At 54.1% G+C, this 24,831-nt stretch carries 29 protein-coding genes; 4 read left to right on the top strand and 25 right to left on the bottom strand.

Annotated elements, in window-relative coordinates:
• Positions 1 to 323: 323 nt before the first annotated feature.
• The 11 genes from LOK74_RS08345 to LOK74_RS08295 form a co-directional block, all read right to left on the bottom strand.
• Positions 324 to 1,205 (bottom strand): NAD(P)-dependent oxidoreductase, encoded by an 882-nt coding sequence (locus LOK74_RS08345; protein ID WP_230046178.1) that lies wholly within the window; start codon positions 1,203 to 1,205, stop codon positions 324 to 326.
• Between the two features lie 129 nt (positions 1,206 to 1,334).
• Entirely contained in the window at positions 1,335 to 2,258 is a 924-nt protein-coding gene (locus LOK74_RS08340) for a M15 family metallopeptidase (protein ID WP_230046177.1), read from the bottom strand.
• Positions 2,259 to 2,425: 167 nt separating this feature from the next.
• The gene (locus tag LOK74_RS08335; RefSeq protein ID WP_230046176.1) at positions 2,426 to 2,884 is read right to left on the bottom strand and encodes a GyrI-like domain-containing protein; all 459 of its coding nucleotides are present in this window, start codon (positions 2,882 to 2,884) and stop codon (positions 2,426 to 2,428) included.
• A gap of 143 nt (positions 2,885 to 3,027) precedes the next feature.
• Positions 3,028 to 4,080, bottom strand: coding sequence for a hypothetical protein (locus LOK74_RS08330; protein WP_230046175.1), 1,053 nt, complete (start codon positions 4,078 to 4,080; stop codon positions 3,028 to 3,030).
• Complete coding sequence (locus tag LOK74_RS08325) at positions 4,077 to 5,273, bottom strand: acyl-CoA dehydrogenase family protein (RefSeq protein WP_230046174.1); 1,197 nt, start codon at positions 5,271 to 5,273, stop codon at positions 4,077 to 4,079. The genes LOK74_RS08330 and LOK74_RS08325 overlap by 4 nt, the downstream gene beginning before the upstream one ends.
• Positions 5,270 to 6,070, bottom strand: coding sequence for an acyl-CoA dehydrogenase family protein (locus LOK74_RS08320; protein ID WP_230046173.1), 801 nt, complete (start codon positions 6,068 to 6,070; stop codon positions 5,270 to 5,272). Before LOK74_RS08320 ends, LOK74_RS08325 begins: the two co-directional genes overlap by 4 nt.
• Positions 6,067 to 6,663 (bottom strand): hypothetical protein, encoded by a 597-nt coding sequence (locus LOK74_RS08315; RefSeq protein ID WP_230046172.1) that lies wholly within the window; start codon positions 6,661 to 6,663, stop codon positions 6,067 to 6,069. Before LOK74_RS08315 ends, LOK74_RS08320 begins: the two co-directional genes overlap by 4 nt.
• 15 nt (positions 6,664 to 6,678) lie before the next feature.
• Positions 6,679 to 7,698 (bottom strand): ABC transporter ATP-binding protein, encoded by a 1,020-nt coding sequence (locus tag LOK74_RS08310; RefSeq protein ID WP_230046171.1) that lies wholly within the window; start codon positions 7,696 to 7,698, stop codon positions 6,679 to 6,681.
• Between the two features lie 13 nt (positions 7,699 to 7,711).
• Positions 7,712 to 8,518: an ABC transporter permease gene (locus LOK74_RS08305; RefSeq protein WP_230046170.1), complete on the bottom strand. Its 807-nt coding sequence runs from the start codon at positions 8,516 to 8,518 to the stop codon at positions 7,712 to 7,714.
• 1 nt (position 8,519) lies between these two features.
• Positions 8,520 to 9,314, bottom strand: coding sequence for an ABC transporter permease (locus LOK74_RS08300; RefSeq protein WP_230046169.1), 795 nt, complete (start codon positions 9,312 to 9,314; stop codon positions 8,520 to 8,522).
• Between the two features lie 91 nt (positions 9,315 to 9,405).
• A complete protein-coding gene (locus LOK74_RS08295; RefSeq protein WP_230046168.1) occupies positions 9,406 to 10,245 on the bottom strand; it encodes an amidohydrolase family protein in 840 nt (279 codons plus the stop codon).
• 260 nt (positions 10,246 to 10,505) lie between these two features.
• On the opposite strand from LOK74_RS08295, the gene LOK74_RS08290 reads away from it, so the two are divergent.
• Entirely contained in the window at positions 10,506 to 10,913 is a 408-nt protein-coding gene (locus LOK74_RS08290; RefSeq protein ID WP_230046167.1) for a RidA family protein, read from the top strand.
• A gap of 28 nt (positions 10,914 to 10,941) precedes the next feature.
• On the opposite strand, the gene LOK74_RS08285 is transcribed toward LOK74_RS08290, so the two are convergent.
• The 10 genes from LOK74_RS08285 to LOK74_RS08240 are packed head-to-tail and all read right to left on the bottom strand — an operon-like array spanning position 10,942 to position 20,383.
• The gene (locus tag LOK74_RS08285; protein ID WP_230046166.1) at positions 10,942 to 11,970 is read right to left on the bottom strand and encodes a TauD/TfdA family dioxygenase; all 1,029 of its coding nucleotides are present in this window, start codon (positions 11,968 to 11,970) and stop codon (positions 10,942 to 10,944) included.
• Between the two features lie 27 nt (positions 11,971 to 11,997).
• A complete protein-coding gene (gene argG, locus LOK74_RS08280; protein ID WP_230046165.1) occupies positions 11,998 to 13,203 on the bottom strand; it encodes an argininosuccinate synthase in 1,206 nt (401 codons plus the stop codon).
• Positions 13,204 to 13,215: 12 nt separating this feature from the next.
• Positions 13,216 to 14,472 carry a DUF6421 family protein gene (locus LOK74_RS08275; protein WP_230046164.1) on the bottom strand — a complete coding sequence of 419 codons (1,257 nt, stop codon included), beginning with the start codon at positions 14,470 to 14,472 and terminating at the stop codon, positions 13,216 to 13,218.
• Between the two features lie 22 nt (positions 14,473 to 14,494).
• Entirely contained in the window at positions 14,495 to 15,208 is a 714-nt protein-coding gene (locus tag LOK74_RS08270) for an SDR family oxidoreductase (protein WP_230046163.1), read from the bottom strand.
• Positions 15,205 to 17,007: a non-ribosomal peptide synthetase gene (locus tag LOK74_RS08265; protein ID WP_230046162.1), complete on the bottom strand. Its 1,803-nt coding sequence runs from the start codon at positions 17,005 to 17,007 to the stop codon at positions 15,205 to 15,207. Before LOK74_RS08265 ends, LOK74_RS08270 begins: the two co-directional genes overlap by 4 nt.
• 42 nt (positions 17,008 to 17,049) lie before the next feature.
• Positions 17,050 to 17,451 (bottom strand): 6-pyruvoyl trahydropterin synthase family protein, encoded by a 402-nt coding sequence (locus LOK74_RS08260; protein ID WP_230046161.1) that lies wholly within the window; start codon positions 17,449 to 17,451, stop codon positions 17,050 to 17,052.
• The gene (locus LOK74_RS08255) at positions 17,452 to 18,363 is read right to left on the bottom strand and encodes a UTP--glucose-1-phosphate uridylyltransferase (protein WP_230046160.1); all 912 of its coding nucleotides are present in this window, start codon (positions 18,361 to 18,363) and stop codon (positions 17,452 to 17,454) included.
• A gap of 16 nt (positions 18,364 to 18,379) precedes the next feature.
• Positions 18,380 to 18,631, bottom strand: a complete 252-nt coding sequence (locus LOK74_RS08250) for a phosphopantetheine-binding protein (RefSeq protein ID WP_230046159.1) — start codon at positions 18,629 to 18,631, stop codon at positions 18,380 to 18,382.
• A gap of 13 nt (positions 18,632 to 18,644) precedes the next feature.
• A complete protein-coding gene (locus LOK74_RS08245) occupies positions 18,645 to 19,676 on the bottom strand; it encodes a hypothetical protein (RefSeq protein ID WP_230046158.1) in 1,032 nt (343 codons plus the stop codon).
• Positions 19,673 to 20,383 (bottom strand): helix-turn-helix transcriptional regulator, encoded by a 711-nt coding sequence (locus tag LOK74_RS08240; RefSeq protein ID WP_230046157.1) that lies wholly within the window; start codon positions 20,381 to 20,383, stop codon positions 19,673 to 19,675. The genes LOK74_RS08245 and LOK74_RS08240 overlap by 4 nt, the downstream gene beginning before the upstream one ends.
• 245 nt (positions 20,384 to 20,628) lie before the next feature.
• On the opposite strand from LOK74_RS08240, the gene LOK74_RS08235 reads away from it, so the two are divergent.
• The 3 genes from LOK74_RS08235 to LOK74_RS08225 all read left to right on the top strand — a co-directional run bounded on the left by LOK74_RS08235 (position 20,629) and on the right by LOK74_RS08225 (position 22,045).
• Positions 20,629 to 20,844: a hypothetical protein gene (locus tag LOK74_RS08235; protein WP_230046156.1), complete on the top strand. Its 216-nt coding sequence runs from the start codon at positions 20,629 to 20,631 to the stop codon at positions 20,842 to 20,844.
• The gene (locus LOK74_RS08230) at positions 20,825 to 21,070 is read left to right on the top strand and encodes a hypothetical protein (protein WP_230046155.1); all 246 of its coding nucleotides are present in this window, start codon (positions 20,825 to 20,827) and stop codon (positions 21,068 to 21,070) included. Before LOK74_RS08235 ends, LOK74_RS08230 begins: the two co-directional genes overlap by 20 nt.
• Before the next feature lie 63 nt (positions 21,071 to 21,133).
• Positions 21,134 to 22,045, top strand: coding sequence for a hypothetical protein (locus LOK74_RS08225; RefSeq protein ID WP_230046154.1), 912 nt, complete (start codon positions 21,134 to 21,136; stop codon positions 22,043 to 22,045).
• 47 nt (positions 22,046 to 22,092) lie between these two features.
• Here the strand turns inward: LOK74_RS08225 and acpS are convergent, their stop codons facing one another.
• The 4 genes from acpS to LOK74_RS08205 are packed head-to-tail and all read right to left on the bottom strand — an operon-like array spanning position 22,093 to position 24,816.
• Positions 22,093 to 22,491 (bottom strand): holo-ACP synthase, encoded by a 399-nt coding sequence (gene acpS / locus LOK74_RS08220; protein ID WP_230046153.1) that lies wholly within the window; start codon positions 22,489 to 22,491, stop codon positions 22,093 to 22,095.
• A complete protein-coding gene (locus LOK74_RS08215) occupies positions 22,488 to 23,687 on the bottom strand; it encodes a glycosyltransferase (protein WP_230046152.1) in 1,200 nt (399 codons plus the stop codon). The genes acpS and LOK74_RS08215 overlap by 4 nt, the downstream gene beginning before the upstream one ends.
• Positions 23,684 to 24,460, bottom strand: a complete 777-nt coding sequence (locus LOK74_RS08210) for a glycosyltransferase family 2 protein (RefSeq protein WP_230046151.1) — start codon at positions 24,458 to 24,460, stop codon at positions 23,684 to 23,686. Before LOK74_RS08210 ends, LOK74_RS08215 begins: the two co-directional genes overlap by 4 nt.
• A complete protein-coding gene (locus tag LOK74_RS08205) occupies positions 24,457 to 24,816 on the bottom strand; it encodes a 5' nucleotidase, NT5C type (RefSeq protein WP_230046150.1) in 360 nt (119 codons plus the stop codon). Before LOK74_RS08205 ends, LOK74_RS08210 begins: the two co-directional genes overlap by 4 nt.
• Positions 24,817 to 24,831: the final 15 nt, after the last annotated feature.

Genomic DNA, 24,831 nt, shown 5'->3' with positions numbered 1-24,831 from the left:
TTACATAACATTAATTATGTCTACATTTTTTCATGGATGCACCTTTTCGCGATTGCAAACTGCTACTATTGTAGTTGCGAGCACTTTCTATAAGAAAAAACCCCGTGTTCAACCACACCATGTGTTGACCATCGGGGATGGCTGCAGACAAAAATAGCAGGTTCAGATGACGATTTCTTGGCGAGAGCAGCCGCTTCTGTTCGAGTTTATTGATTTGCTGAATATGCCAGAACGATGCAGCAAGGGCAGAAGTAAGTTCCCCTGCCCTTTTTGCCGTCCAGCCAATCTCTCAGGTGCCTATCCATTTTATCTACTGCTCTTTCTTACCGGTCGTACAGTTTGAACAATGCTTGCGTACCGCTGTTCTCCTCTCCAGAAGCCGCCAACTGGTCATACAGCCGCTTGGCCAATTCCAGTCCAGGCGTATCAAGCTCCATCTCTTTCGCCGCCTCCAGGGCGATACCCATATCTTTGATAAAGTGCTTGACATAAAATCCCGGTTCAAAGTTGCCGCTGATCATCCGCGGGGCCAGGTTGCTGAGAGACCAGCTTCCAGCGGCGCCGGCTTCGATGCTCTTCAGCACGGATTCCGGATTGAGTCCCGCTTTCCTGGCGTAGGCCATTGCTTCACAGACGCCCATCATATTGGAGGCAATCGCAATCTGATTGCACATCTTGGTATGCTGACCGGCCCCTGCCGGCCCCTGCAGCACGATGTTGGTCCCCATCCGTTCCAGAATCGGCCGCACTCTCTCAAAAGTATCTGCGTCTCCCCCTACCATGATGGTCAGTCTGGCTTCGCGAGCCCCGATGTCGCCACCGGATACCGGTGCGTCCAATGCATGCATCTCCTTGTCGCGTGCCTGTTCATATATTCTCTTAGCCAGAGATGGGGTTGATGTTGTCATATCGATCAGATACGTGCCTGTTTTTGCATTCTCAAAAATACCATGCGTTCCGAAGTAGACTTCCTCCACGTCTCGCGGATACCCAACCATCGTGATCACGACGTCAGCCTCCCGCGCCAGATCGGCCACTCTCTCTTTCACCTCTGCGCCTCGGGATACCAATTCCGCCGCTTTCGCGCTCGTCCGGTTGTAGACCAATACCCGATAACCCGCCTGCAGCAGGTGTCCGGCCATACTTTTACCCATCACACCTGTTCCAATAAATCCGATCACTGTCTGCTCATGTAAAGCCGTCATCTGCAATCCCTCTCTTCCACTCGTACGATCTTGATTCAACTGCTACCATTCGCCAGCCATCCGTTCTTTCCCTGCCACGCCTTCCTCTCACTTGCCTGCAAGCAGCGAGGCAGTGATTCTTCCGTCACGTTATCCCTTCGTTTTGCCTCCCTTGGTTCCGGTGAGGCCCAGATACTCTTCGAGGGTAAGTCCAGCATCGCTAATCTCTTGTGCCACCTTTTTCCCGACGTAGCGTAGGTGCCAAGGCTCATAGGAGTAGCCGGTAATCTCTTCTTTTCCCTTCGGATAACGAATGATAAAGCCGAACTTGGGTGCATTTTCGGCCAGCCACTTCCCTTCTTTGGTCTCGCCAAAACGCTCTTCCAACGCATACCCGACGCTTGCACTGGACACGTCTATCGCCAGTCCCGTCTGATGCTCACTCTGCCCGGGAACCGCACTGGTCTTGTTGGCTACTTCCGCCCCCTGCTGCTGCGCATTCCAGTTAAAAATCGCCTGTTGTCTGGCGTACGAGCGGTATCCTGAAACGCCGGCCAACTCAATCTGCTCCGCTGCCGCCTGAGCAAATAGTTCCTCCAATGCTCTTGCTACTTCCTGTCGCACCAGTTTTTTGGGATCTTCTCCTTCAAACGAAAACGGAATATCAGGCTGCACGAGATCACTCGGCACATAATCGGCGGGGAGTTCCCGACGCTTGTTGACGACTACCATCACGTCCTGCACGTTGCTGACAACGACTACGTCCTCTCCCTCTCCAGAAGAGCCGACAGTTCCCTCTGCCTGCTGATCGATCGCCGTATCTGTATCTGCGCCGCTGCCGGTCGGGGCTATCTGTGTTGACTCGTCCTCCTGCTGCATAGAGTCCCCGCCAGCAGGTGGCTGCTCGATCCCCTCTCCTGTCGATGGGTCTGAATCAGTCTGCCCCGGTTGGGCATATGTCATATCCGGCTTCTGCAGTGATTCGACCAACTGCAGCAGTTCATCCTGTTTGGCAACACCCACCGCAGCCACGCCGGCAATAATCAGTGTAGAAAAAAACATCCGTTTTCCCATGGTTTCATCTCCTCAGCGATGTAAAAAAACTCTTCTCCTATACTACCACATGTTACAGCATAAACTTGGCAGGATTTTAGGGGCAAATAACAGGGTCCACCTTCTGTTGAAAGTGGACCCTTCGTACAGCAACGTAGGCGTAAAGCAAACCTGTAGGCTTCGCAGCATTATTTTATGGGTATGTAAAGATCTAGTTCCGATCCTTCACTATTGTCGGGGAGAAACCGTTCATCGTACAGTTCAAAGAAGGGAGCATCCCCATCGCGCTGGTACCCTGATTGGGGGAGCCATTCCTCATAAATTTTCTTGTACGTCTCGCCTAGCTGAGACAAATCTCCGCGGTGGGTAAACACCAGATACTTCTGCTCCGGAATGCGGCGGGAGGTCATTCCCTCTGGAATACGTGCAGTACTGGAGACTTCAGCACCCACGATATAGGTGAACTCATGCGGATCGTCAAAACAGACGCCCAGCTCCGCTTTTTCATTTACCCGATCAGACAGCTCACCCATCCTCTGAATGAAGTCATCCCATAACTTCGGCAGTTGATCCATCGTAGAGTACGGACCGCTGTGTTCCAATCCAACGATCACGAACTCGCCTTTTGTAACAGGTTTGAAATTCACAAGTGGATCCTCCTTACACATTTGTGCTCGTTCCGAATCAACCTCATATCTTATCATTAGTGTTGCATAGTTTAACTATTACCTCTATTACTATAAAATGTCAACAAGGAGACTCAAAATGTTCCAAAAAAAAGACCGGAGAATTAGGTCGTCCGATTGTTCCATCTGTTGCAGTAGAGAGACTGCTCGATCGCATAATGAACTTCAATCTCGGTGAACAATAAATCCTTGCATATTTTCATGATTTTGGCAATTATTTTTCCAGTCTCTTCCTGTCTCAGCTGCGCTTTTGTCAGAGCGTACGAGATTTGCTTCATCTTCCGGGCCGATTGCAAGAGCAAGGCTGCCAATTCGTCAGCCGCTCTGCGGGGGAGAAAATCAGCGTGGTGACGGAGGTAATGGGCCATCCCTTCGCGCTCGTTCGTCATGAAGATGTTGATCCGGCGGCTTAACAACCCGAGGGCTTCTTCTCTCGTCTGATGTTGGCGGAAAAAGGAAGAGAAGATCAACGGTAGTTCCTTGTGAAAGCGGATCAGCGACTGCAGCCCGTAATCGTGATGTACTCCATCGATGAGCACACTTCCTTTCAGGTACGCCTCCAGTTTTTGATAAAACAACCTGTTCAACCACTCCATGTCTGGTGTCTCGTCCCCCTCATCGCACAGCTCCAGGGTGAGCACCTCTCCGATCCCACTGATAGCGGGAGAAAAGACGGCCTGCTCCAACAGCTCGTAAGGAAGCATGCCTTTGAAACCAAAGTATTGATCGAGTACGCAGACCTCCTCCTCCACAACCCCACATACTACCAGGTAGTGATAATCGTGGTCGGGTGGAAACACCGGATGGCGGGAATGCAGGATATAGGGATCTACCCTGAGCAATCGCGGCCGATCGGGGCGGTCAATAGCGAGACGAAGCGAAGCGGGATCATACTGTTCGCGTCTCCAGGTAAAGAGGGGTTCGAGTCGAGTCGACTGTTCTTCTTTCAGTTTTTCCAGTCTGTTCAAAAAATCTGAGTCCAGGTTGGGACCTCCGTACAGTGGTCCGATATCCAGGTACGGCAGGGCATACCTTTCGCCGTTGCAGTAACGAAGCAGCAGCGAAGCGTTGGACCACAGGCAGTTGTGCCCCATCTTGCTGCGGAAGTGCGCATCCCTATAGAACCGTTGCAGCTTCGTATTGGTCTCTCCGTTCATGAGCGGTTCCCTCCTGTCCACACGGTTGTCGGAAGTTGTCCATTGGCCAGCAGACCGGAGTGTACATCCAATGTGAGGATATTGCTTGTCCCCTCCATGTATTCAATCATCCAGGAGTCGCGCTGCAGCTTCTCCAAAAACGGATGGTCCGAGCGAAGATCGGAACCGAACATGGCGCTGCAATTCCGAGTCGTTTCCGCGACGAGCCGATTCATAAAACACTTGGCCATGGAGGCGTAATATCGCGCCTTCCCTGCCCCTTGATCACATAGATTGGCCGCGTGCATGGCCAGCAGCCTGCCCCGCTTTACTTCCCACTTCAGCCGGGAGAGTACGATTTCCTCGTGCGGCGTTAGGCGTTTCGACGCTTCCGTGTACTCAATCGCTGCCCGCGCGATGCCGACCGCCATCGCCGCTGTCGCAGGCCGCATCAACTGAAATGTGGCGATAGCCCCCGTGAAGCCGCGATTGAGCGGCTTTTTATCGTATCCCAATACGTGCTCTGGAGTGAGACGCAGATTTTGAAAACCGATACGCCCCAAGCGTGCAGCCCGCAAGCCGACAGTGCGGTCATAGGAGCGGATCAAACCTGTGGTGCACTCGTCAGCGCGAAACAAAAAGGATTCAATCGTTAGAACAGAGGCTGACCGTTTGGAATGGCTGGGGCGCGTCTGGGCAAACACCACATACCAATCGGCAGACATTCCGTTCCCAATGTATCTTTTGGCCCCGTTTAGCAGATACGAACCATCCGGCTGCGGCATCGCCGTCGTAGCGATCGCAGCTGCATCCGAGCCGGCATCCGGTTCTGTTAAAGCAAATGCCGACCAGGCTGTCTTGTGCAAAAAGTGTTGGAAAAAAGCATCCTTTTGTTCGGGAGTCCCCAGCTTGTCTACGACGGTTCCTGCTAGATTAGGTCCCGGCAGTGCCAGGTAGAGACCGGGATCACCGTAGGCCAGCTCTTCTGCAATGCAGACGTTTTCCACAGATGATGTGCCGTACAGTGTCGTCCCATCACGCAATCTGATGCCTTCCCAGTACTTGGCTGGCGTCTTGAGGCGGTGCAGCGGCGCAAAAAACGGGTCGCGGAAAAGAACTTCCAGCTGTCCGCCACCCGTATCGCCGACAAGGGCTAGTTCACGCAACCCGTTTGCATAGGGGCGCAACCACTCCTGCAACAACTCGACGTTCAAGCATCGTCCCCCCTTTTCCACTCCCGGTTCGCTTCGCCCGGCAGCGCAACCTCAGACAGATTTACCATGCGGCGAACCAGTCCCGCCCACCTGTGCAGCTGCTCACGGTACCCGCTCAACGGCGACTCTTCGGTCACACCTAGCGCTCCATGTACTGGCGCCAATCGGTCGATTGTCTCCACTTGTGACCAAGCGATCTGCCTCACTTCTTCCATTGACTGGCAGGCATCGGCATGTCCCAGATCGACTCGTTCGGCAAGGTCATATAACAGCAAGCTGTTGGCCGTATACTCGCCAGCGGCTTCCACAAGCGTACGTTGGATCAGGTGGTGTCGGTTCAGCACAACACCGAATGCTTTACGACTGCGGCTGTAAGCCGCTACCACCTCTGCGGCGGAACGCAGGGCATCGATCATCACCCCAGCCAACAATAGATAACGCAGGTTGTGGTGATGCGTCATGGCCGCATCAGCGGAAAGACGAGTCACATGTACGGCCTCTCCCGCTTCCAGCCATACACAGCTGCCAAATGCTGTCTTTGTCACTTCTCGGATCGTCTTGATCGGCATCTGACAGCGAACACTGCCGCTGACGTACCACTGTTCATCCGATAGACTACCGTTGACCGGCAGCAACGAGACGAAATGTCCAGGTCGATCCGTCCCGTACAGATAGAGCGGAGGTTCCGCAACTGTGGCCATACGAGCCAGCTCCTGCTGCAGCTGCAAATGGAGAGCGGCAGGGGACTGATCAAGCTGCAGCAACTGCTCGGCCAAGGAGAGAGCCGGGATCGTCATCGGTCGATCCAGCGGCTGGCCAGGTAAGTCAACAGAGCCGCTTTCACATTTGCTTTCGCTCTAATCGTTTCGCTTGCTTCTTTTAATGCATACCAGATGTCGTTGGCCTGCCCGATGCGGACTTCCAACGCGGCCAGTTCCGCTTCTACGGCAGCAAGCTGCTCCCGCTCAGCGATACTCGCGCGGAACCTGTAGGCATCCCGAGCCTTGTCATTTGTCACGTACAACTTTTCTCCCTCTACGATGACATGCGCTTCCTTGCCTTCGCCGCGGATCGCCAGGATCGCCTCTGCTTCCTTCCGCTGGATCTGTACCTCTAGCTGGATCCTCCGCCTGATCAGATCGCGTTTTTCGGCGTGAGCCTCCTCTCTGCTGCGGCCCGCCTTGATCAAGTCTTGCGTCGCTTTATCCAGATCGCGAATCGTCTCTGACAGAAGAGTGGGTGTGATCATATCCAGATAGTCGTAAGACGGTTTTCTACCCATCAGTTTAGCCGTTGTTTGGACTACCGCCTCTCTTCCGAAATCATCGGCAAGTTCCTGAATGCGTTCCCGCAAAACGGCATTTTTGTCGCTGTATAGCTGGTAGGCCACCTTTATTCCTCCTCCTCACTGCTCGGATCGTACAGCCTGCTCGGTTTGCTGATGCTGCGCATTGTATTGTTTGGTCAGATACAATTGCTGCAGCACCTTTTCAATCTGTGCATCCTTGATTTCCACCTTTAGAATCGTGTAGGAATTGGACAAGGCGGAGAGCATCGGCAGCACTTCGGAATCATCGCGGAATTCAAAGAAGAGGCGATTCTCCTCCACCTTGGCCGGTTTGAATGGCGACGTTTGCCCCATCTGCTCGACAGGAACATCGACAACCAGCAGCTTGCTTTCCTGGATGAGACGTCTCAGGCTGTCCTGGGTGCCGTCAAACATGACCCGCCCATTGTCGATCAGGATCACCCGCTTGCACAGCTTTTCGGTGTCGTCCATGTTGTGGGATGTCAGGATGATGGTCGTCTTCTCTTCCCGATTGATCATGCGCAAGAACTCCTGTATGTAATTCTTGGAGACGATGTCAAGGCCGATCGTTGGCTCGTCTAGGAAGACAATCGGTGGCGCGTGCAGCAATGCGGCCACGATCTCCCCTTTCATCCGTTCACCCAGCGAGAGCTGGCGGACAGGCCGCTTTAAGGTATCCCCCATATGGAGTGCTTCGGCAAACCGGTTTAACCGTCGTTTGTAGTCGCGATCGGGGATTCTGTAGATGGCCTTTAGCAGTTCAAACGATTCGGTCAAGGGCAGGTCCCACCAGAGCTGGCTGCGCTGTCCGTAGAGCACGCCAATGTTTTGGGCGTGTTTCTTGCGATCTTTCACCGGGTCGAGTCCCAGCGCACGGATTTCTCCCGACGTGGGGGTCAGCACGCCCGACAGCATCTTGATCGTGGTAGACTTTCCCGCACCATTGGGTCCTAAATAGCCGACAAACTCGCCCTCTGCTATCTCCATTGTGAGATTGTCGACAACCCGCTTCCTCTCCCCTTTCATCCCGAACATCCGGGTGAAGTAGTTGCGAAAGGATGTTCCTCCGTAATAGATCACATAATCCCTGCACAAGTTCTTTGTCGTAATGATCATCCCTTTTCCCTCCTCATGATCCAGCGCCCGCATAGGATCGGATCGCCCGGCTCCAGGCGTAGTAGCTCAACAACGCAAAACAAACGGTTGCCACCAGGCAGGCGAGCAAAACGGAATTGCCAAACATACTCTGGTCGCTGCGCCCAATCAGATACACAGCAGGATAAAACCCCATAAAACCTTGTGGCAGAACAAAAGTGAGGAACGCCTGAAACCACTTCGGAAAGAAGGTGATCGGGAAATCGGAGACATTGTCGTAAATCGCCTCACGCAGTTCAAACAATCCCCCGCTCTGCAAAAATCGAAAGGCCACAGATGCGATTAACAGCAGGATGGACGTACAGACGACTGTGCCGCAAAACAGTAACAAAACAGTCAGCAGGATCGATAGCAAATCCCAATCTCGCAAGTGATAGCCGGAGTATATCAGCGTCCCCGTAGCAAAAGCGGTAGGACCGACGCTATTCACATTAATCCGTTTGCAGATAAACTGAAACAGCGGATTGAGCGGTCGTACGAGGATGCGGTCAAACTCTGCAAAGCGAATGTAATAATCTATCTCCTGCAGCTGAATAAAGAAGATAAAGCTGACCGAGTAGGAGATCATGCTCATCGAGGCGATAAAGACCACTTCATAAAACGACCAACCGGCCAGTACCGGTATCTTTCGGGTTAGGACGTACAAGAAAGCAATCGAAAACGCTCCACTGCCGGTGACGGCAAAAATGCCAAAAAAGAAGTTAAACGGGTACATCAGACGGGAACGCAGATTGGCGTGCTGCATCCTCACATAGAGCGAAAGGTATCCCAGAAATCCCATGTTACCCCCCCGAGATTAACAGTTTGTTTTCAAAGTAGCGACTAACGCCTTTGGTGAGCAGCAGCAGGGCGATCGCCCATCCTGCCTGCAGCGAGAGCAGCCCCAGATACTGATCAGGTGTTGCCGTCCCTGTATAGATTTGGATCGGAATGTCGTACAAACAACGAAACGGCAAGATGTAAATCAGATCGCGAAGCAGGTCCGGGAAGATCCAGACCGGCAGGACCCGTCCGGAGAAGATCGCAATCGCTGAACTAAGCATAATCTCGAACGACCAGACCTCTACAAACGGAAAAGCAAGCAAGCCGATAAAAAACTGCATCGTAAACTGAACGATGATCCCCAGCATGACACTGGTCAAAAAGAATACCCATACACTCCACGTCTCCGGAAGATTAACGGGAAATAAGATGGCCGTCACTGCGATGACCGGCAACATGACGGTTACCATCCCCGCCCCCATCATGCCCAGCAGCCGAGACAGCATCGCGATCTGGTACTCCCACGGCCGCTGGAAATCGATCGCAATCATCCCGTTCTGGATTCTCTGACTGATCTCAAACACGATCGTCGGTCCGTACAGCGCCTGCAGGATCATCGACACCGTGGCGTAGGTGAGCATAACATCCAGGGTGACACCGATCCTCTCGATATAACCCGTGTTTTGCAGCAGGGCGATCCAAACCCAGCGAATCGCAAAAACAGAAAACAAGGTAGCCACGATGCGGGTCAGAATCTCAAAGCGGTAAATGGTGCTGCTCCGCATTACTTTTCCTGACAGCAGCAAATACTTCAAGCAGACTCCTCCTTCGTTCATCAATCAAGCACACCACTTCGGCACAGGAACAACTGAGGTTATCCCCTCACTAGCGGGAGACTGTTCCCCATCAGGGCAGGTTGAGCAAGTGTTTGGCGTTGCCGTACAAGATCTTGTCCCACACGCCCTCAGATATCCCGCCTGTGGAGACCCGCACCCTCTGTCGAAGCTCCTTGATCCGTGCCAATCCCTCAGCAAACCCGCACATCGGATAATCCGTGCCAAACAACAGCTTGCCTTCTACACCGGCTGCTGCTGCTTTGCTGAAGATCTCTACGACCTGTTCAATCGGCTGGTATCGGGAAACGATGGAAAGGTCCGCATAGGTATTGGGGTAACGGGCCATCAGCTCGATTGTCTCACTGATCCAGGGCCACCCCATATGGGCGATTACCAGCTTCAGGGAGGGATACCTGCTCAACACCGGTTCGAGCAGTCCCGGATGGCAGTGGCGGAGCGACACCCGCTTAATCGGAGAAAACCCCATGTGAACCAATACCGGCAAGTCATGTTCTAGCGCATCTTCATACAGCGGCCACCAGTCGGGTTCATCCGGCGCCATTGCCAGATAACCGTAGGCCAGCTTGTAGCCGCTCAACCGATAACGCTTCCTGTCAAGGACTAATTCACGCTTTCGTAACGAGTCACGACCATCGTAGGAAGCCAGCCCGAGAAACCGCTGGGGCACTTGACTGCACCATTTCCCCACCAGCTCGTTGGTGACGTGTACCCCTAGCGTACGTCTAGCGTTAAAAGCCAAAAGTACAGCCCGCTCCACTCCTGCCCGATCCATCTCGGCGAGTAGGGACTCAGGTTCGACAGTTAACTCCTCTGCCTGTTTGCCGCATGCCCTCATCATCTCGTCAGCGAATTCTACCGTGTATTCCTGACGCAGCCGACCGACGTGCACATGAAAGTCTATAACGATGCTATCCTCCTCCTTTCCCGCTCTCCCTGCATCCCCCGGTGATCCATTCTTTGGGTTCCTGTGAGTTGTACACTAGTTCGAAGATACAATGTCCGGCACAGCATGTATATCAATGCTGGGTTAGACCTCTGTTAGCCTGTAGACTAACGATTGTTTTACGCGCAAAAGATAGAAACGGATGAACCAGGCGGGATACAGTGTGGATGAAGGCAGAACATGCCCGAATAGAAGGAGGAAGGATTATGTCTTCTCAAAACAGTAGATCGAGAACAACGGTCTCTTCCGGCTCACCGTTGGAAGAGCGACTTGGTTCCTCGCGAGGAGTACGAGTGGGCCGCTACCTGGCGATTGCCGGCACAGCCCCGCTTCTGCCTGATGGCTCCACCGCCTGCCCGGGTGATATGTACGGACAGACCAGGCGTTGCTTGGAAATCATGAAACAAGCGATTGAAGACGCAGGCGGACAACTGGGTGACACAGTGCGAACCCGAATCATGCTGACCGATATGACGCGATGGGAGGAGGCAGCGAAAGCGCACCACGAGTTTTTCTCCGGCACGCGTCCGGTTTGCACGTTCGTCGAAGTAAAAGGATTTATCCGCGGCGACTGGCTGGTGGAAACGGAAGCAGACTGTATCATGGAAGAGTAAAAAGAGCTAGGTCTTCGCCAAGCTCTTTTTACATGGAGTGATGTCGTTTAGTAAGGGTAAATAGTGGAGAGCAGACGTACCCGTCGCGCCAGCGGCCGTCTGCAGAGCGACGTATATCATTGGTGACAAACAACCGCTGAAGCCAGCGATCAAAACCGTCATAACGAGGCTCAAACGAGGTTCGCGCATGGGCGGCCTTGCGATTATCCACAATCAGCAAATCGCCGGGCCGCAAGGAAAACTCCTGTACACTGGACGTAAGCGCCTCTTTGAGCACATCTAGCGCCCATTGGGCTGCCGGGTGAGTACCTCGCATCAGAAAAAAGTCGATGCACATGTCCGGGTCTGTCAGACTGCCGCTTAGCACGGGGATGGTCCGACTGCATTCAGGCAGCTTATCTCCCGCGTAACCTCCATAGCCAAACGAGGAAGCAGGAGAAATGCGGAAGTGCGGCTCCCGCAAAAGGGAGACGGCTGTTGCAGGAATCTTTTGGATCGCCATCCTGATCGACGAGGTAATCGTTTTCGCCACCCCCTCGTGATCGGGGCGCAGGCAAAACAGGCCGATGAAGTCCGGTTTGTACGGATGAAAGCCATCTTCGGTATGAAACTCCAGATAGGTGCTCCCCGTATTCTCCTGCAGCTCTTCACATCCCTGTACCGGGCAGACGTTTTGAATCAGCAGTCCTTCCTTCTCGTCCTCGTACGCAATCGGGTCACCAAGAAACTGCAGCAACAGAAGCAAGTTGTACTCGCTGATCGTTGACTTTTTTGCTTCAGCCAGACGACCGTCGCTGGGCGTTGCAGGCAGGACATCATCTACCGGCAGATTTCGCAGTAAGAGCGTTCCTTCGCTATTGGAATGCTTGCGGAAGCGGATCAGGGCATCAGCAATTCTGACAGGAACGCGGCGTCCAAGCAGTTCTGTCTCGGTCAGCCTCTCATCGTTGACATTCCTGATATCAAGCGGCGGAAGCCCCCGCACGATGGACTCCATCGCCATACGTTCATGCTGTGTCAGTTCCAGTACATGCAAGTTGCGATCTTCTCGCTGCAAGTCAACTCATCTCCCGCGTCTAAAATCTCACAAATGAACCCGCTGCTTGCGTGCCAGCTGCTGGTAAAATGTCCCCAATGAATAGGGAAACAGTTCGCCTGGGAAGCTGTCGGAAGCGGCTGAATAGAGCGCATGTACCGATTCCCTGGCGATGGGCATGATCTGACCATTCGTGACCCGCCAGCGAATCTGACCGGTAATATCCTGATTGAGTGCCGCAATCGCGGCGTCAAGCGCCCGTTTTAACGGGCTGTACCAGCCTCCGGCCACAACCAATCGTGTCCATTCGCGGTCAAGCATTTTCTTGATTCGCAACTCCTCACTGGACAGAATCATCTCTTCCAACAGCAGATGGGATTTATGAATCATCTCTGCTGCAGGAGCTTCCCGCACCTCGGGATTCTTCAGACCAAACGCGCCATCCTCCAATCCGCTGTACCGGCCTACACCGTATCGTCCCAAAGAGGTATTCAAAGAAGCGATCATCTCTGCCAAGGACATGCTGCTGCCGTCCAGTTGGACCGGTAGGCCCTTTTCAAAAGAGAGGGTGACCGTGATTGGCTCTTCCCCGCAGTGTTCGGGATCAGTCGTCCAGGTAAACACGCCTTTTGCCGGCAGATCGATCCACGGCTGTTCCAGCGTTCCATTCTCGATCACCCTCGCCCACAGATTCTCATCGATGGAGTAGAGCCGCTTTTCAGCGTCCAAAGGAATTCCGGCACGACGCAGTTGGGCTATCTTCTCTTCGCGCGACACATACTGCCCGACAGCCGGACAGTAAACATGCATTTCCTTGGCCAAGGCCAGGATGGAGAGATTGAAACGGGACGTAGAGTTCTGATACGGTGTCGCACTGTGCACAATCAGTTCTGCTCCAATCGACTCTGCATAAGCAACGGCTTGGGCGGCGATCAAGGGACGAGTGTAACTGGAGGAGATCGGAAACACGTCGTTGTACAAAGCATTTGACTGTATCCCCTTGGAGAGGTATTCGTCGCAGAGTGTCGTTTTGCCGTCGACGATGATCAATTGAACACCTAGCGCTGCGCACGCTTCCTCCAGATTCTCCGGTCTCTCCTGGCCTACGTCCACGTAGAGGGCATGGACATCGTACCCTCTCTGCGCCATGCCAAGCGCCGTGTACATACTGTCAAGTCCCCCCGAGTACAGTTGGACGACCGCAGTACCGGTATATCCGGCCAACTCCTGTTCTTCAAACCAGATCCTTCCCATGGGGATTCCTCCTCACGCGTACTTGCGCAGACTATGTGCAGACCAACGGATCGTTCGCGGGATGCCTCGCTTCTCCCCTTGTCCAATCAACCAGTCGGCAAACACTGTTCGCTCCAACAGACCGGGGCCGGACATCACCACGTATTGGCTGAGCCAGCCGGCAATGATCTCGTCAAAGCAGTCGGCAGGGGAATGAAGCAGTTTGTTCTCCAGCTGTCCCAGCTCTCGCGCCAGACGGGACAAGCTCTGTCTGACCGCCTGATGATCGTAAGCCAATTGTTTGTTCTCAAAGCGAGCCCCGCCATGGGCTAGCAAGTAAGCGAGGAAAAAGTAGTTGGTCAAACAGTCAAAACTGTCTGTCGGCTCGTCGGTATAGCTGTAGCGATAGATGCGATCCAGCAGAAACAACTCCGCCGCCAGTCGACACGGCTCTTCCTCGCGAGCGGACAAAGTGAGATAGGTAAGCGTATCGACGCGGATCTCTTCAAAACAACTGCCTAACGTACTGCTCTTTTCCTGCCAAAACTCATCAAACGGCAGCGTACCGCTGTAATGATACAGATCGTGCAGATAGGAGTAGATCGTGCGCGCGTCATAGATCTGATCAGGTGAAGCTTGCCAGACCGCCAGCGGATCGCTGACCAGGAACGCTCCTAATGGTTTGGTGATCTCGTAGAAGATCTCCAGATACTTGTTGTGGAAGAACAGGGCAAACTGCTGCTGGTCCGCCATCATGTCCACAGAGATCGCCTCAGGAAACAGATTTAAGACGTTGTTGTCTGTTAAACCGTCGGTTGCCAGCAGCAGCTCAACTGCTTGATAACTTTGGTCGCGATATTGACGGCGCATCTGTTCAAGCAGCGGAAGCTCGTTCCGATAATAGACGAATGCTTCCAAGCGGATCGATTCTGTCTGCTGGGTCAAATCCTTGATCGGAAACAAGGCAAACCCAAAAGAGTGGTTCTCCGCCCGTTTAAACGCGCGCAGCGAATGATCGAACAGAGGACGCGTCGAGAGTCCCTGTCTCATCCAGGCATGCAGGTCATCCCTTACTGCGTCCAAATAGGGAGACGGAAAGGTCTCAGCTAGCTGCTGCAGTGCGTTGCTCACGTTTGTAAGCTCTTCTGACGCTGCGATCGTATCGTCAGGGGAAAAACCGCCATGTTCCAGCTGTTTCGCTCTGAGTTGGTTGCAGAGCTCTACGATTGTACGTACCGGTTCATACCAAGGCTGTGCCTCAAGCATATGACCCTTGCCGATCAATGGCATCTCCTCGTTGCACCTCCTGTCGTCACCATTTGTACACGGGTAGATTCACCCCGTTTAACGGCAGATGCTGATTGAGCACAAGCTCTTTGATCATGCGGGCGATCTCTTCCGGCTGCATCAGCCGCTCCTTGAGATGCGGCGCCATCCGCTGACGCAATCGAGTATCGACTGCTCCTGGCGAGAGGCAGAGGGAGCGAATCTGGTAACTCTTGCCTTCGTATGCGATCTGTTCACTCAATCCGGCTGCAGCGTACTTGGAGGCTGTATAGGCAGCAAAACCGGGGAACTTTTCCATCCCTGGAATAGAAGCCAACGATCCAATCTGCAGGATCAAACCTCCTGTTTGACGTCGCTTCATCGAGGCAAACGCCCACTGTGCCAGCCGAAACGACGACGTCAGATTGACCTGCAGCAAATCGTCCCATTCCGCGAGACTAACCTCCTCAAAAGCTGTCAACCGCCCCGTGCCGGCATTATTAATCAGCGCATCGACCGGGACACGATCCAAAGACTGAACAATCCAGCGTTCAATCTGCTCTCGCGAGGAGAGGTCACAGGCTGCAACGACCAACCGCTCTCGTTCGGTAACCGACAAATCCGCCAGCAGCGGGTCAATGTCTTTTTCCCGGCGTACGTTGCCGTACACGTGACAGCCAGCACGAACCAGTTCATATGCGGTCTGGCGTCCAATTCCTTGAGAGATTCCGGTGATGACCACGTGCTTCGCGGGTGTCATGCAGCGTACCAGCCCTTCCGTTTCAGAAAATAAATGATCCGCTCAATGCTGGCAAAGTGCTCAGGTGTGATCTCCTCTTCTCCAATCTCTACACCCAGCCGCTCTTCCAGATAGACGGCAATCCCGACGAGCCCAAGCGAATCAATCACCCCGTTTTCGATCAGATGATAGTCGTCCGGCAGTGATTCCACACTCTCGCCCGGGAGGAAACGGGTTACCATGTACTGCTTCAGTTCCGTTTTGCCGATGGAAAAGGCAGGGGCTGCGGACAACTCTTCTCGAATCGCTGCCCGATCAACTTTGCCGGTGCTCGTCTTCGGCAGCGGCTCGAAACGGATCAAATATCGCGAGGGAATCGACTGTTTGGGCAGATGTTCAGCACAGTAGGCGCGCAGGGCGATTCCGGACAAGGTGTCCCTGTCCTGCTGATCGGTGACCAGTACGGCGACGAGCAGTTGACGCTCCCCCTGTCTCCGTACCACAACCGCTGCCTCCCGCACAGCCGGGTGGCTTATCAAGACGCGCTCCACTTGACCGAGGTCGACGCGCAGTCCGTTTAGCTTTACCATATTGTCTTTGCGGCCGACGTAGTGATACAAGCCATTCTCCACCTTCACCAGATCACGCGTGGGATAATACCAGCCGTCGTACCCCTGAACGCTGATAAACGTCTCGCTCGGCTCAATCCCGACGTAGCTGCTCATCGATGTGGCTGAGCAGATGTACAGTTCCCCTGCCTCTCCCTCTGCACACGGCTGCTGCTGTTGATCGAGGACGAGTGCCGTCACATGCGGAAATGGCCTGCCAATCGGCACCGGCTGACTGCTGTCGTGATCTGGTGGCACTTCGTAGAGAAAAGCGTCGTTCGTCTCCGTACTGCCGTAGATGTTGACAATCCGTGCACCCGGCAGCAGACGGCGGATTCCCGGCAGCAGCTTGGACGGCAGCGGTTCACCGGAGAAGATCACGGCCCGTACGCTGTCTACCTGAATCTCAGTGTCGCAAGACTGCAGGATCAGATTCATCGCAGACGGAACCAGATGCAGGATGTTCACCTTGTTCTGCTTGATCATGCGCAGCAGGTAGGCCGGATTTGTGCGACTCTGAGGGGACGGCAGTACGCAGACTGATCCCCCGGCAACCGAGACAAAGAGAGCGAACAAGGACATATCGAAGTGCATGGAAGCGTGACAGAAAAACACATCGTGAGGGCCGGTACGAAACTCCTCCCTCCCCCACTGCATAAAGATGAGTACGCTTTGCTGGGGAATCATCACGCCTTTTGGCCGCCCAGTGGAACCAGATGTGTAAAAGATGATTGCAGGTTCAACTTCACTAAGCTGGCCAACATCGGGAAGCAAAGCTGCATCCGCCTCACTGCCGCTCTGGCCGTGTACCTGTTCCGCTTCTTCTTCCCAAGCAGGACATAAAATAGGCTTGTCTGCAGGCACCACCGAACGCAGTGCAGCCAGCTTATTTGCCGAGACAAAATAACCGGCAGCGTCACAATCCGCAGCCACCTCGATCACACGGGAAACAGGTGCTTGGGCGTCAATCGGCACACAGACGGCACCGATTTGAAAACAGGCGGCATACCCGACTACGATCATAAGCGGATCATCGCTGTAGAAAACCAACCTGCTGCCTGGCGTGATGCCGAGCTTTAGCAGCACCTCCGCCTGTCGGGCAGCCCGCTCCAACCATTCCCCATAGGACAACTGGCGCTGATCATCGCGGTAGGCGATATGGTCCCGATACTGATCTGCCAGACGGTGAAGCTGTGAAAAGAGCGGAGTCACGACTGTTCTGCCCCCTTTCCACTCCAGATGCTCACGTGCAACCTACCCGCTGTAGCTGGCATACGTATAGTCGGTCTCATACAAGATCACTTCCTTCAACAACCCTTGCCCAAACCGCTTCTCCAGTTCCTCCCAGATCCAGACCACAAGGTTTTCTACAGTGGGCACCACCCCTGCCAATTCGGGTACCTGGTTCAAGTGTTGATGATCCAGTTTGTCCACGATTACATGCTGAACCGTCTCTTTTACCTGGCTGAGATTAAGCAGCATGCCACTCTGCTTGTCTACCTCTCCTTCGAGACAAACGACCAGCCGGTAGTTGTGCCCATGATCCACCGTACACTTTCCGTAACAGCGATCGTTCTCTTGCGGACTCATCGTTGGCTGGTAGAGCCGATGGGCAGCGCTAAACTCCACCGTCTTGCAGATGCGTACCATCGGCATCTATTGGTCACCCCCTGCCCATCGCGGCGGCACTTGCCGTTCCACCATTCTCGTCAGATAAGCCAAAAGATCGTCGGCGCTATCTCCCGCTAATGCAAACGCGATGTTCGCTTTCACAAAACCTAGTTTGTCACCTGCATCGTACGGTTCCCCGGCGATCTGATAAGCCTGTACCTCTTGCTGTGCTGCCAGTTGGTTGATCGCATCCGTCAACTGGATCTCCTCATGAAGACCAGGTGCCTGCTGCTCCAAGAGCGGCAAGGTCTCCGGCGGGAGGATGTAACGGCCGACAATGGCCAAGTCGGATGGAGCTGCACCCGGTTCCGGTTTTTCTACGAACCGACGAACGGCATAGGTTTGTTCAGCAACCCGCTGTCCGGCCAAGATCCCGTACTTTTGTACATCTTCATAAGGGACACGGCTCACCCCGATCAACGGCAGCGGCACCTCTGCAAATCGCTCGAGCAGTTGACGCAAGCAAGGTGTTTCCGCCGCTACTACCATGTCCCCGAGCAGCACCGCAAACGGCTCACCATCGAGAAACGGTCCGGCACACCAGACGGCGTGTCCAAGCCCTTTCGGCTGCTCCTGCACGGCGTAATCAATCGTCACCCGACCTGCCAACTGATCCAAGTCCGCCAACTGCTTCTGCCCTCTGCTCGTCTGTGACAGGCCCGACCTCTGTCCTTTGCCGTCGAAATGTTGTTGTATGGACGGCTTGTCCGGTGCCGTGACGATGACGATATGCTCAATCCCGGAGGCCACCGCTTCCTCGACCACATACTGGATCACCGGCTTGTCCACGATGGGCAGCATCTCTTTGGGAAGCGTCTTGGTTGCCGGGAGGAAGCGCGTCCCGAGACCCGCTGCCGGTATCACTGCTTTGCGTACGTTTCGCGCTTTCTCAGCCATCGACCCCTCCACCTCCCTACTGTGCCTGCTTTGCATACCGGTTGAGCAGTTGGTCAATTCGTGCAGGCGTACTGAAGTGCGCCAGCAGCACATCGTCATCGGCGATGCGAATCGACAAGCGCTCCTCCAGCAAAACGATCAAGCGCACGAAGTTGATCGAATCAAGGCCAAGATCAAGCAGATCAGTGTCCACCTCAAGCGCTACTTCCCGGCCAAGCGTATCCAGAAGCGAGGCGGCAATCTCTCTGCCGTATTTCAACTCCTCCATGAACTGTATCACCTCACAATTGCTTTAACTGCCGATCCACCAAGTACTCCATTAAGAGCGGAGACGCCCGCTTTTCCAGTTCGTAGACCTCACGCATCTCCTCGCCGATTTCTTGCAGCAGGGACGTGCCCCCGCCCTGCTGATAACGCAGGGACTTGCCCATGATCGACACCAGATGTTTTCTCGCCTGCTCGTAAAATGAGCGGGTACGCTGCAGAAAGGGAGAGCTGCCTCCCGCCGCGAGGAAATCAAGCCGCTTCACCATCACCTTTTTGTGCTGAATCATCTTGTTCAACACAATGTTCCACAGCACATGTTCAGACGGATGCAGATAGCGCCCTTGGGCCAGCTGGTTGAAGAACTCCGCCAGATAGGCATAGATGTGAAAGCCCATCGCAAACACCTCTGTCTCATGAGGCGAGGCTTTTACCCTGGCGCGATCCAGTGCGAAGTAGAGCCGTTTCAGGTTTACCTCTGTTGGTCCTGTCTGTTTGACCGAGATGCGCTGGACTGGAAACCCGTAATACGCAAACCATTTCTGCGAGCGCATGTCTTCGGCGACCAGACGCTCCAATTCCTGGCGACAGTCGTCATAAGAGATGCGAGTCACTCCATACACGCTGCCTTCCACATCGTAAGCAAGCAGTTCAAATGTCTCTGTCTCGTCGTCAAATGCGTACAGCAGAGCTTCATGATGAATGTCTTTCTGCTGGTAGTAATCTGAGCTTTTGATGTGCTTCCAGTTAAAGTAGAGCAGGATGTATTCTCCGGCAGACACCGCTTGACGAATGACGTCAACCCAATCGTCAGCCTCAATGACGGCCCGTTCCTCCAGCACTTCGCTGTAGATGTCAAGATGATCCTCAAAGCGAACAAACGGAAACTGATCGTCGCGGCTGGCCTGCAGGATCAGATTGCAGAACTGGCCGTAGTACCACGGCATCAGGTTCGGATGGGCCAGCACGATACTAAGCCGAAAGTTGTGATAACATTCGGTAAAGAAACCGGTTCTTGCCGTGACGGGAAGCTTGTGCGCTTGTTTCACTTACTCACCCCCTTGGTAGAGTCAATCCGATGCTGGCGCTTGTAGTCACTCGGCGTCATCCCTACCTTTTTGCGAAAGATCCGGATGAAATGGGCCAGGTCTCCGTAGCCGACCGCATAGCAAACATCTGTAACAGATTGGTTGGAACGAAGCATCTGCTTGGCTCGTTCGAGTCGCGCACTGATCAGGTACTCGCGAAAGGTAATCCCGAACTGTTGTTTAAACAGTTTGGAAAAGTGCCACTTGCAAACGTAGTTCTGACTGGCTACTTCCTCCAATGACAAATCGTTGCGGGTCATGTTGCTGTGGATGTAGCGGATCGATTGTCGCCAGTCGATGCTTCCGCCTCCTCCGTCGGAGACAGGCGGCGGAAGCTCCCCCAGATGGTTGGCCGCATGACCGGCATCAGCGCGTGTACTGAGATAAAACAGCAAGTAATGGAGAATCAGCTTTTCTGCGACCCCTACATTGACAAACACGTAGATCGGCACCTGCCCGATCAGCCGGGTTAGATCGTATCGCTCGGGCAGTTTTTCTTGCTCACAAATGATAATCAGTGCCTCACACGGCGCAGCCTCCATTGCCTGTATCATGGCTTGGTACGAGTCCACACTGACAACTGGCACGGCGGGATCGACCGATTCGGCGAGAGGGGCTTGGTCAGATGCTCTTCCTGCAGTCTCTCTGTACTCCCACAAGACGATCAACCTTGGCTTCACTTCCTTTTGTGCGGCAGTCTGTTCGACGCTCGTTGATACGGTTATTCTAAGCGCTTGAGAGAGGCCGCTTCTCGGCTTTTTGTAGCAGATCCGGCTCCATTGTTGCCCCCTTGTCCAACCGTCTCAATATCGGGCATTATCCCCTGTGTGATCCGCAAAAAAGGATGAGTTTCCCGATCGTTTGCTCTGATAAGGTAGCAGCAGACCAACACGATGAAAGGAGGCAGCAGCCCTTGAGTCATCTGGGAAATCTGACTATTGAGCAATTGGAGCAGCAGTACCGGGTACTAGAGCAGCGATGGCGTTCCCTCGATGCGCAATTGCGGCCGCTGATGCGGGAACTAGCGCGTGTGGAGGCGCTGACAGAGGAGATCAAATGGGAATTGATCAGGCAAAAGGATCGTCAAGTGGGAGAAGGGGGCGATGCGCATGACCGGACAACTGCCTGATATGCCAGAGTACGCAAGGCGTACGGAACCCGGGCGGGCCAAACAAACGGCCGCTCTCTCGCTGCAGCAGGATCAGGATCAGATGCTGAATGACCGCCTGCGGCTGCTGTTAAAAGGAGTGATTGACGAGCTGCTGGTGATCCATCAAGAGATGAGAGCGTACGAATACAGCGAGAACCTGGAAGCGATCGAAGAGGCATTGCGGATCTTGCCAAGAAGAGGTTGACCCTGTGATGTCGCTGCGCTACAGTCTAATTGTTGCGAATATTCCAGTAAATGGAGGGGTGTTATGAGTTACAGCGTACAGGTGATCTGGTCACCTGCCATTGAGTTGGTACAAAGTCTGTCTGCCTATCTCAACAAGTCGACCCACTCCCTCTTGCACCTGGGGAATCGTTGGGTGGAAACGACAAGGCAAGAGCTCACTGATGGATTTGCCGACAAACTGGAGAGCAAGCCGCCAAAGCTGTGGGACCCGCTCTACCTGCTGATCTGGCAGCAACTGTTGAAAGAACAGGTCACAGCAGACGCCTATCTGGACTGGCTGGAATCACAGGATGCGGATCAAATCACAACACAGCTGTCGCCTTACGTGAAGAAGTTTCCCAAACAGTTGCGCCAGACCCTTGGCCAACAGATTGAACTGCTACGTCTATGGAATGATCAGTATTTCTCCAGAATGGACCGAACTGTGCTGACCCAGTTGGAAGAGCACAGGCAAAAGGCGGAGGCACTGCTGGCGACGATGCCGGGGCCTGAACTGATCGAACAGGTCACCAACGGACTTCGCTTCGAACCGGTAGATGGACTGACACAGGTCATCCTCTGCCCGCAGTACCACTACCAACCGATAAGTGTTTACTGCTGTTTCCAAGGGGTTACCTTCTGTATGTACGCAGCAGGACGTACGGGCCAGCCAGGAACCTTGGGCGATCAGACAACTGAAGCAGCATTGTCGGACAGTTTGCGTGACACGACCTGTCTCAAGATCCTGCGGGTCCTTGACGGGCAGACAAAGCCTTGCAGTTTTACCCAGCTTAGCAAGACGATGCAGTTGGACAAGGATACGACGTTTGATGCTGTTTTCAAACTGCGTCTAGCCGGCCTGATCCGAACTCACGTTCATACCGAACGACTTTTCCTGTACAGTGTGCGAAGAGAGGCACCTGCCTATCAGCAGTACCTGCAACTGTCATCGTAACCGAAAGCGGGGGCCCAACAGCCCCCGCTAAGCACAGATGCCAATCTTCACGAACTTCTTTCCGACTGCTCCCCGATGGTTACGAGCACTTGAGCCATGGCGTACTCTCCGGAGTGCGAGAGACTGACATGCGTCTGCAGTCCTAGCCGGTCACAGTGGGCAAGAGCGTTTCCATGAAGGACGATGTAGGGTTGGCCGCTTGCATGGTTTCTCGTCTCCACCTCGCGAAACAGAAAACCTTGTCCGATCCCCGCCCCCAGCGCCTTAAAGAAAGCCTCTTTGGCCGCCCACCTGGCCGCCAGGTGTTGATGGGTGCGAGGATACCGCTGACAGTATGCGACCTCTTCCTCTGTAAATATTTTTACCAGAAAAGCAGATCCGTGCTTCTCGATCGCTTCGCCGATCTGACCGATATGCTGCAGATCAACGCCGATACCGTAGATCATGTTCGTCTCCCCTTACTGTTTGCGGCTGCCGCCAAGGCACTGGTCAGCACATACGCTTCTCGCGCACCACCATACTGCTGTCCTGCGATTTCTTTCCGCAAAGCCTTTGCCTTGTCGCGATAGTGATCTTCAATGATGAAAGCGGCCAGCCTGGCCAGATGGTCTGCGGTAAACGAATGGGGCAGCATGTACTCCCCTGCCTCCAGTTGACTGATCTTGCGCGCGTTGTACTCCCGTTCTGTATTGGTCGGTATGATCAACGACGGAACTCCCTGCTCGATTGCCGACAGACAGCTCCCATGACCACCGTGATGGATAAATAACGCACAGTGAGAAAGCAGCTTCTCAGAGAAGTTCGGGATAAACGAGATATTGTCGGGAAGATCATCCATCCCTGTCGGTGGTCTCTCTCCCGCGGCGATCAGCACCTGGTACGCCGTATCGGCAAATCCACTGATCACGGACTGGACCAGCGACAATCCGAGTGAGCTGGTTAAATCATACAGCCTGCCGGGATAGACCAGTATGTATGGATCATCCGGCAGCGGTTGGTCCTCATCGTCTGCCAGCGTGTGATGCAGCGGACCGACGTAGCGCACCAGTTTGTCATCAATCGGGTCAAATGCGGGAAAGCTTGGCACGATATCGAGCTGTCCGGAGTGCAGTTCTTCCATTTTGTGTATCGGCGGCAGGTCAAACCGCTCCAGCACTTTATTGATAATCGGCGTCACCCTAGGCAGGTTGCGCGGCTGATCGGCCCAATGGCTCACCCGTTGCCCGTTCGGATGGTAGCAGGACTGGACGATGGCCGCATGCGGGATGTTGAGGAAACGAGCCGCGATGATCGTATGTGGGCTAAAATCGGCAATAATCAGATCAGGTCGGTATTCCTGAATCATCTCGATCCGGTGAGCAACCCAACTGTGCAAGAAGTGCTCGTCAAGCAGCCCGGCCATCGCATAGTAATGATCCATGTTGTAAAACACGGAATGCGGGGGAATCGTCTTCTTTGGATCGGGCATCGTCGGATCGTCATCGATCAACTGAGAGTATCCCCGTTGTTCCAAATACTGCTGGCTCTCCCTACCGTAAATACTGAAACAGACCTCGCCCCCCGCCTGCCGAAACTGCTCGGCAATCGACAGGCATCTCATCACTGGCCCCAGTCCGCCGCTCAGTCCAAAGAAAACTTTCATCTTTTCCGCCACCCCCTTCGCTCATCCTTGCCACTTCCTCTCTGTTGAGTTGAGAGCGCAGCGGCGTATGGCAGGAATGCCTCTAGCTGCTCTGGAGTACCAAGCGGATAGCAACAATCCGCTTGGTCGATCACAAAATGCTTGCCTTGGGCAATCAGATCGTTGTAAAGCGGTGCGACATAATACTCTTCAGCCGTTCTCTCACCTTGGGCAATCGCTGTTTCCGCCGCCTCCCAGAAGAACCGCGCCCGTGAAAAGTGATACAGCCCCGTCGAGGCGTAAGATGAGACCACTTCTTTCTCGGTGGTGCGGGTAACCGTCCCCGTATCGTCAACCTCCACGTAACTGAAACAGTCCTCCTGAGAAGGAAAGACGGAGATAACTCCGTCGACAAGCCCAGAGAGCCGAGCAAGCGTTTGGCCGATCCGCGATTCCAGATAGGTGTCACAATTGTAAATCATCAAAGGTTGATCGAGCGGTACATGGGGCGCGGCAGCCAAGACCGTCTCCGCTTGTCCTCGTGTCGGATGATCCAAGGCGATAATTCTGGCATCTCTACTGTAGCGGCGAATCGTCTGTTCCAGGGGAAACCGATCCAGATGCTGTTTCAGGCAGACAAAGATCACATGATCCACATCCACCTGCCCCTGTAAACTGTCAAGTGCCCAATGGAGCATCGGTCTGCCGGCGATCTGGCGCAGCATCTTAGGCGTAACATCCCCCTCCTGCTGCAGCCGGCGGCCCAGTCCAGCCATCGGAAGAACCACTCTCATCGCTCGTTCGTCCATTCTGCGAGCTGTGCCATCGTCTCCTGCCAGTCGCAAAAACGAATGGCCAGATCGTCAATGTACACATCGCCATATGGCTTGCCAAAAACCACTTCATCGTAGGGAACCCCATGGCGGTCCAGCCAATCCAGGGTAACCTGTCCCACGCTGGCAATCACGTCGGTCACCTTGCCACGCTGTGTCTTCATGTTGCGTGCCGTGTGGATCACGATCTCATGCCCTGCCTGTTTCAGTCTTTTTACCGCCTCAACCGCGCCGGGTACGGGAGCCAGTGTCTCGTACGTATCTCCGGCGCCTTTCAGTTGACAAATCGTCCCGTCCAAGTCGATTACAATCCGCATCCCCTTCTCCTTTCG

Origin of the sequence: Brevibacillus humidisoli (genome assembly GCF_020923435.1) — a bacterium.
Classification (GTDB): domain Bacteria; phylum Bacillota; class Bacilli; order Brevibacillales; family Brevibacillaceae; genus Brevibacillus_E; species Brevibacillus_E humidisoli.
Note: the sequence above shows the minus strand (reverse complement) of the source record. Positions and strands in the feature narration are given on the sequence as shown.

Bases quoted from the DNA above. Each gene is read 5' to 3' on its own strand.
- LOK74_RS08345 (WP_230046178.1), bottom strand. From the start codon at position 1,205: ATGACGGCTTTACATGAGCAGACAGTGATCGGATTTATTGGAACAGGT.
- LOK74_RS08340 (WP_230046177.1), bottom strand. From the start codon at position 2,258: ATGGGAAAACGGATGTTTTTTTCTACACTGATTATTGCCGGCGTGGCT.
- LOK74_RS08330 (WP_230046175.1), bottom strand. From the start codon at position 4,080: ATGAACGGAGAGACCAATACGAAGCTGCAACGGTTCTATAGGGATGCG.
- LOK74_RS08320 (WP_230046173.1), bottom strand. From the start codon at position 6,070: ATGACGATCCCGGCTCTCTCCTTGGCCGAGCAGTTGCTGCAGCTTGAT.
- LOK74_RS08310 (WP_230046171.1), bottom strand. From the start codon at position 7,698: ATGATCATTACGACAAAGAACTTGTGCAGGGATTATGTGATCTATTAC.
- LOK74_RS08305 (WP_230046170.1), bottom strand. From the start codon at position 8,518: ATGGGATTTCTGGGATACCTTTCGCTCTATGTGAGGATGCAGCACGCC.
- LOK74_RS08290 (WP_230046167.1), top strand. From the start codon at position 10,506: ATGTCTTCTCAAAACAGTAGATCGAGAACAACGGTCTCTTCCGGCTCA.
- argG (WP_230046165.1), bottom strand. From the start codon at position 13,203: ATGGGAAGGATCTGGTTTGAAGAACAGGAGTTGGCCGGATATACCGGT.
- LOK74_RS08275 (WP_230046164.1), bottom strand. From the start codon at position 14,472: ATGCCATTGATCGGCAAGGGTCATATGCTTGAGGCACAGCCTTGGTAT.
- LOK74_RS08270 (WP_230046163.1), bottom strand. From the start codon at position 15,208: ATGACACCCGCGAAGCACGTGGTCATCACCGGAATCTCTCAAGGAATT.
- LOK74_RS08260 (WP_230046161.1), bottom strand. From the start codon at position 17,451: ATGCCGATGGTACGCATCTGCAAGACGGTGGAGTTTAGCGCTGCCCAT.
- LOK74_RS08255 (WP_230046160.1), bottom strand. From the start codon at position 18,363: ATGGCTGAGAAAGCGCGAAACGTACGCAAAGCAGTGATACCGGCAGCG.
- LOK74_RS08250 (WP_230046159.1), bottom strand. From the start codon at position 18,631: ATGGAGGAGTTGAAATACGGCAGAGAGATTGCCGCCTCGCTTCTGGAT.
- LOK74_RS08230 (WP_230046155.1), top strand. From the start codon at position 20,825: ATGACCGGACAACTGCCTGATATGCCAGAGTACGCAAGGCGTACGGAA.
- LOK74_RS08225 (WP_230046154.1), top strand. From the start codon at position 21,134: ATGAGTTACAGCGTACAGGTGATCTGGTCACCTGCCATTGAGTTGGTA.
- acpS (WP_230046153.1), bottom strand. From the start codon at position 22,491: ATGATCTACGGTATCGGCGTTGATCTGCAGCATATCGGTCAGATCGGC.
- LOK74_RS08215 (WP_230046152.1), bottom strand. From the start codon at position 23,687: ATGAAAGTTTTCTTTGGACTGAGCGGCGGACTGGGGCCAGTGATGAGA.
- LOK74_RS08210 (WP_230046151.1), bottom strand. From the start codon at position 24,460: ATGAGAGTGGTTCTTCCGATGGCTGGACTGGGCCGCCGGCTGCAGCAG.
- LOK74_RS08205 (WP_230046150.1), bottom strand. From the start codon at position 24,816: ATGCGGATTGTAATCGACTTGGACGGGACGATTTGTCAACTGAAAGGC.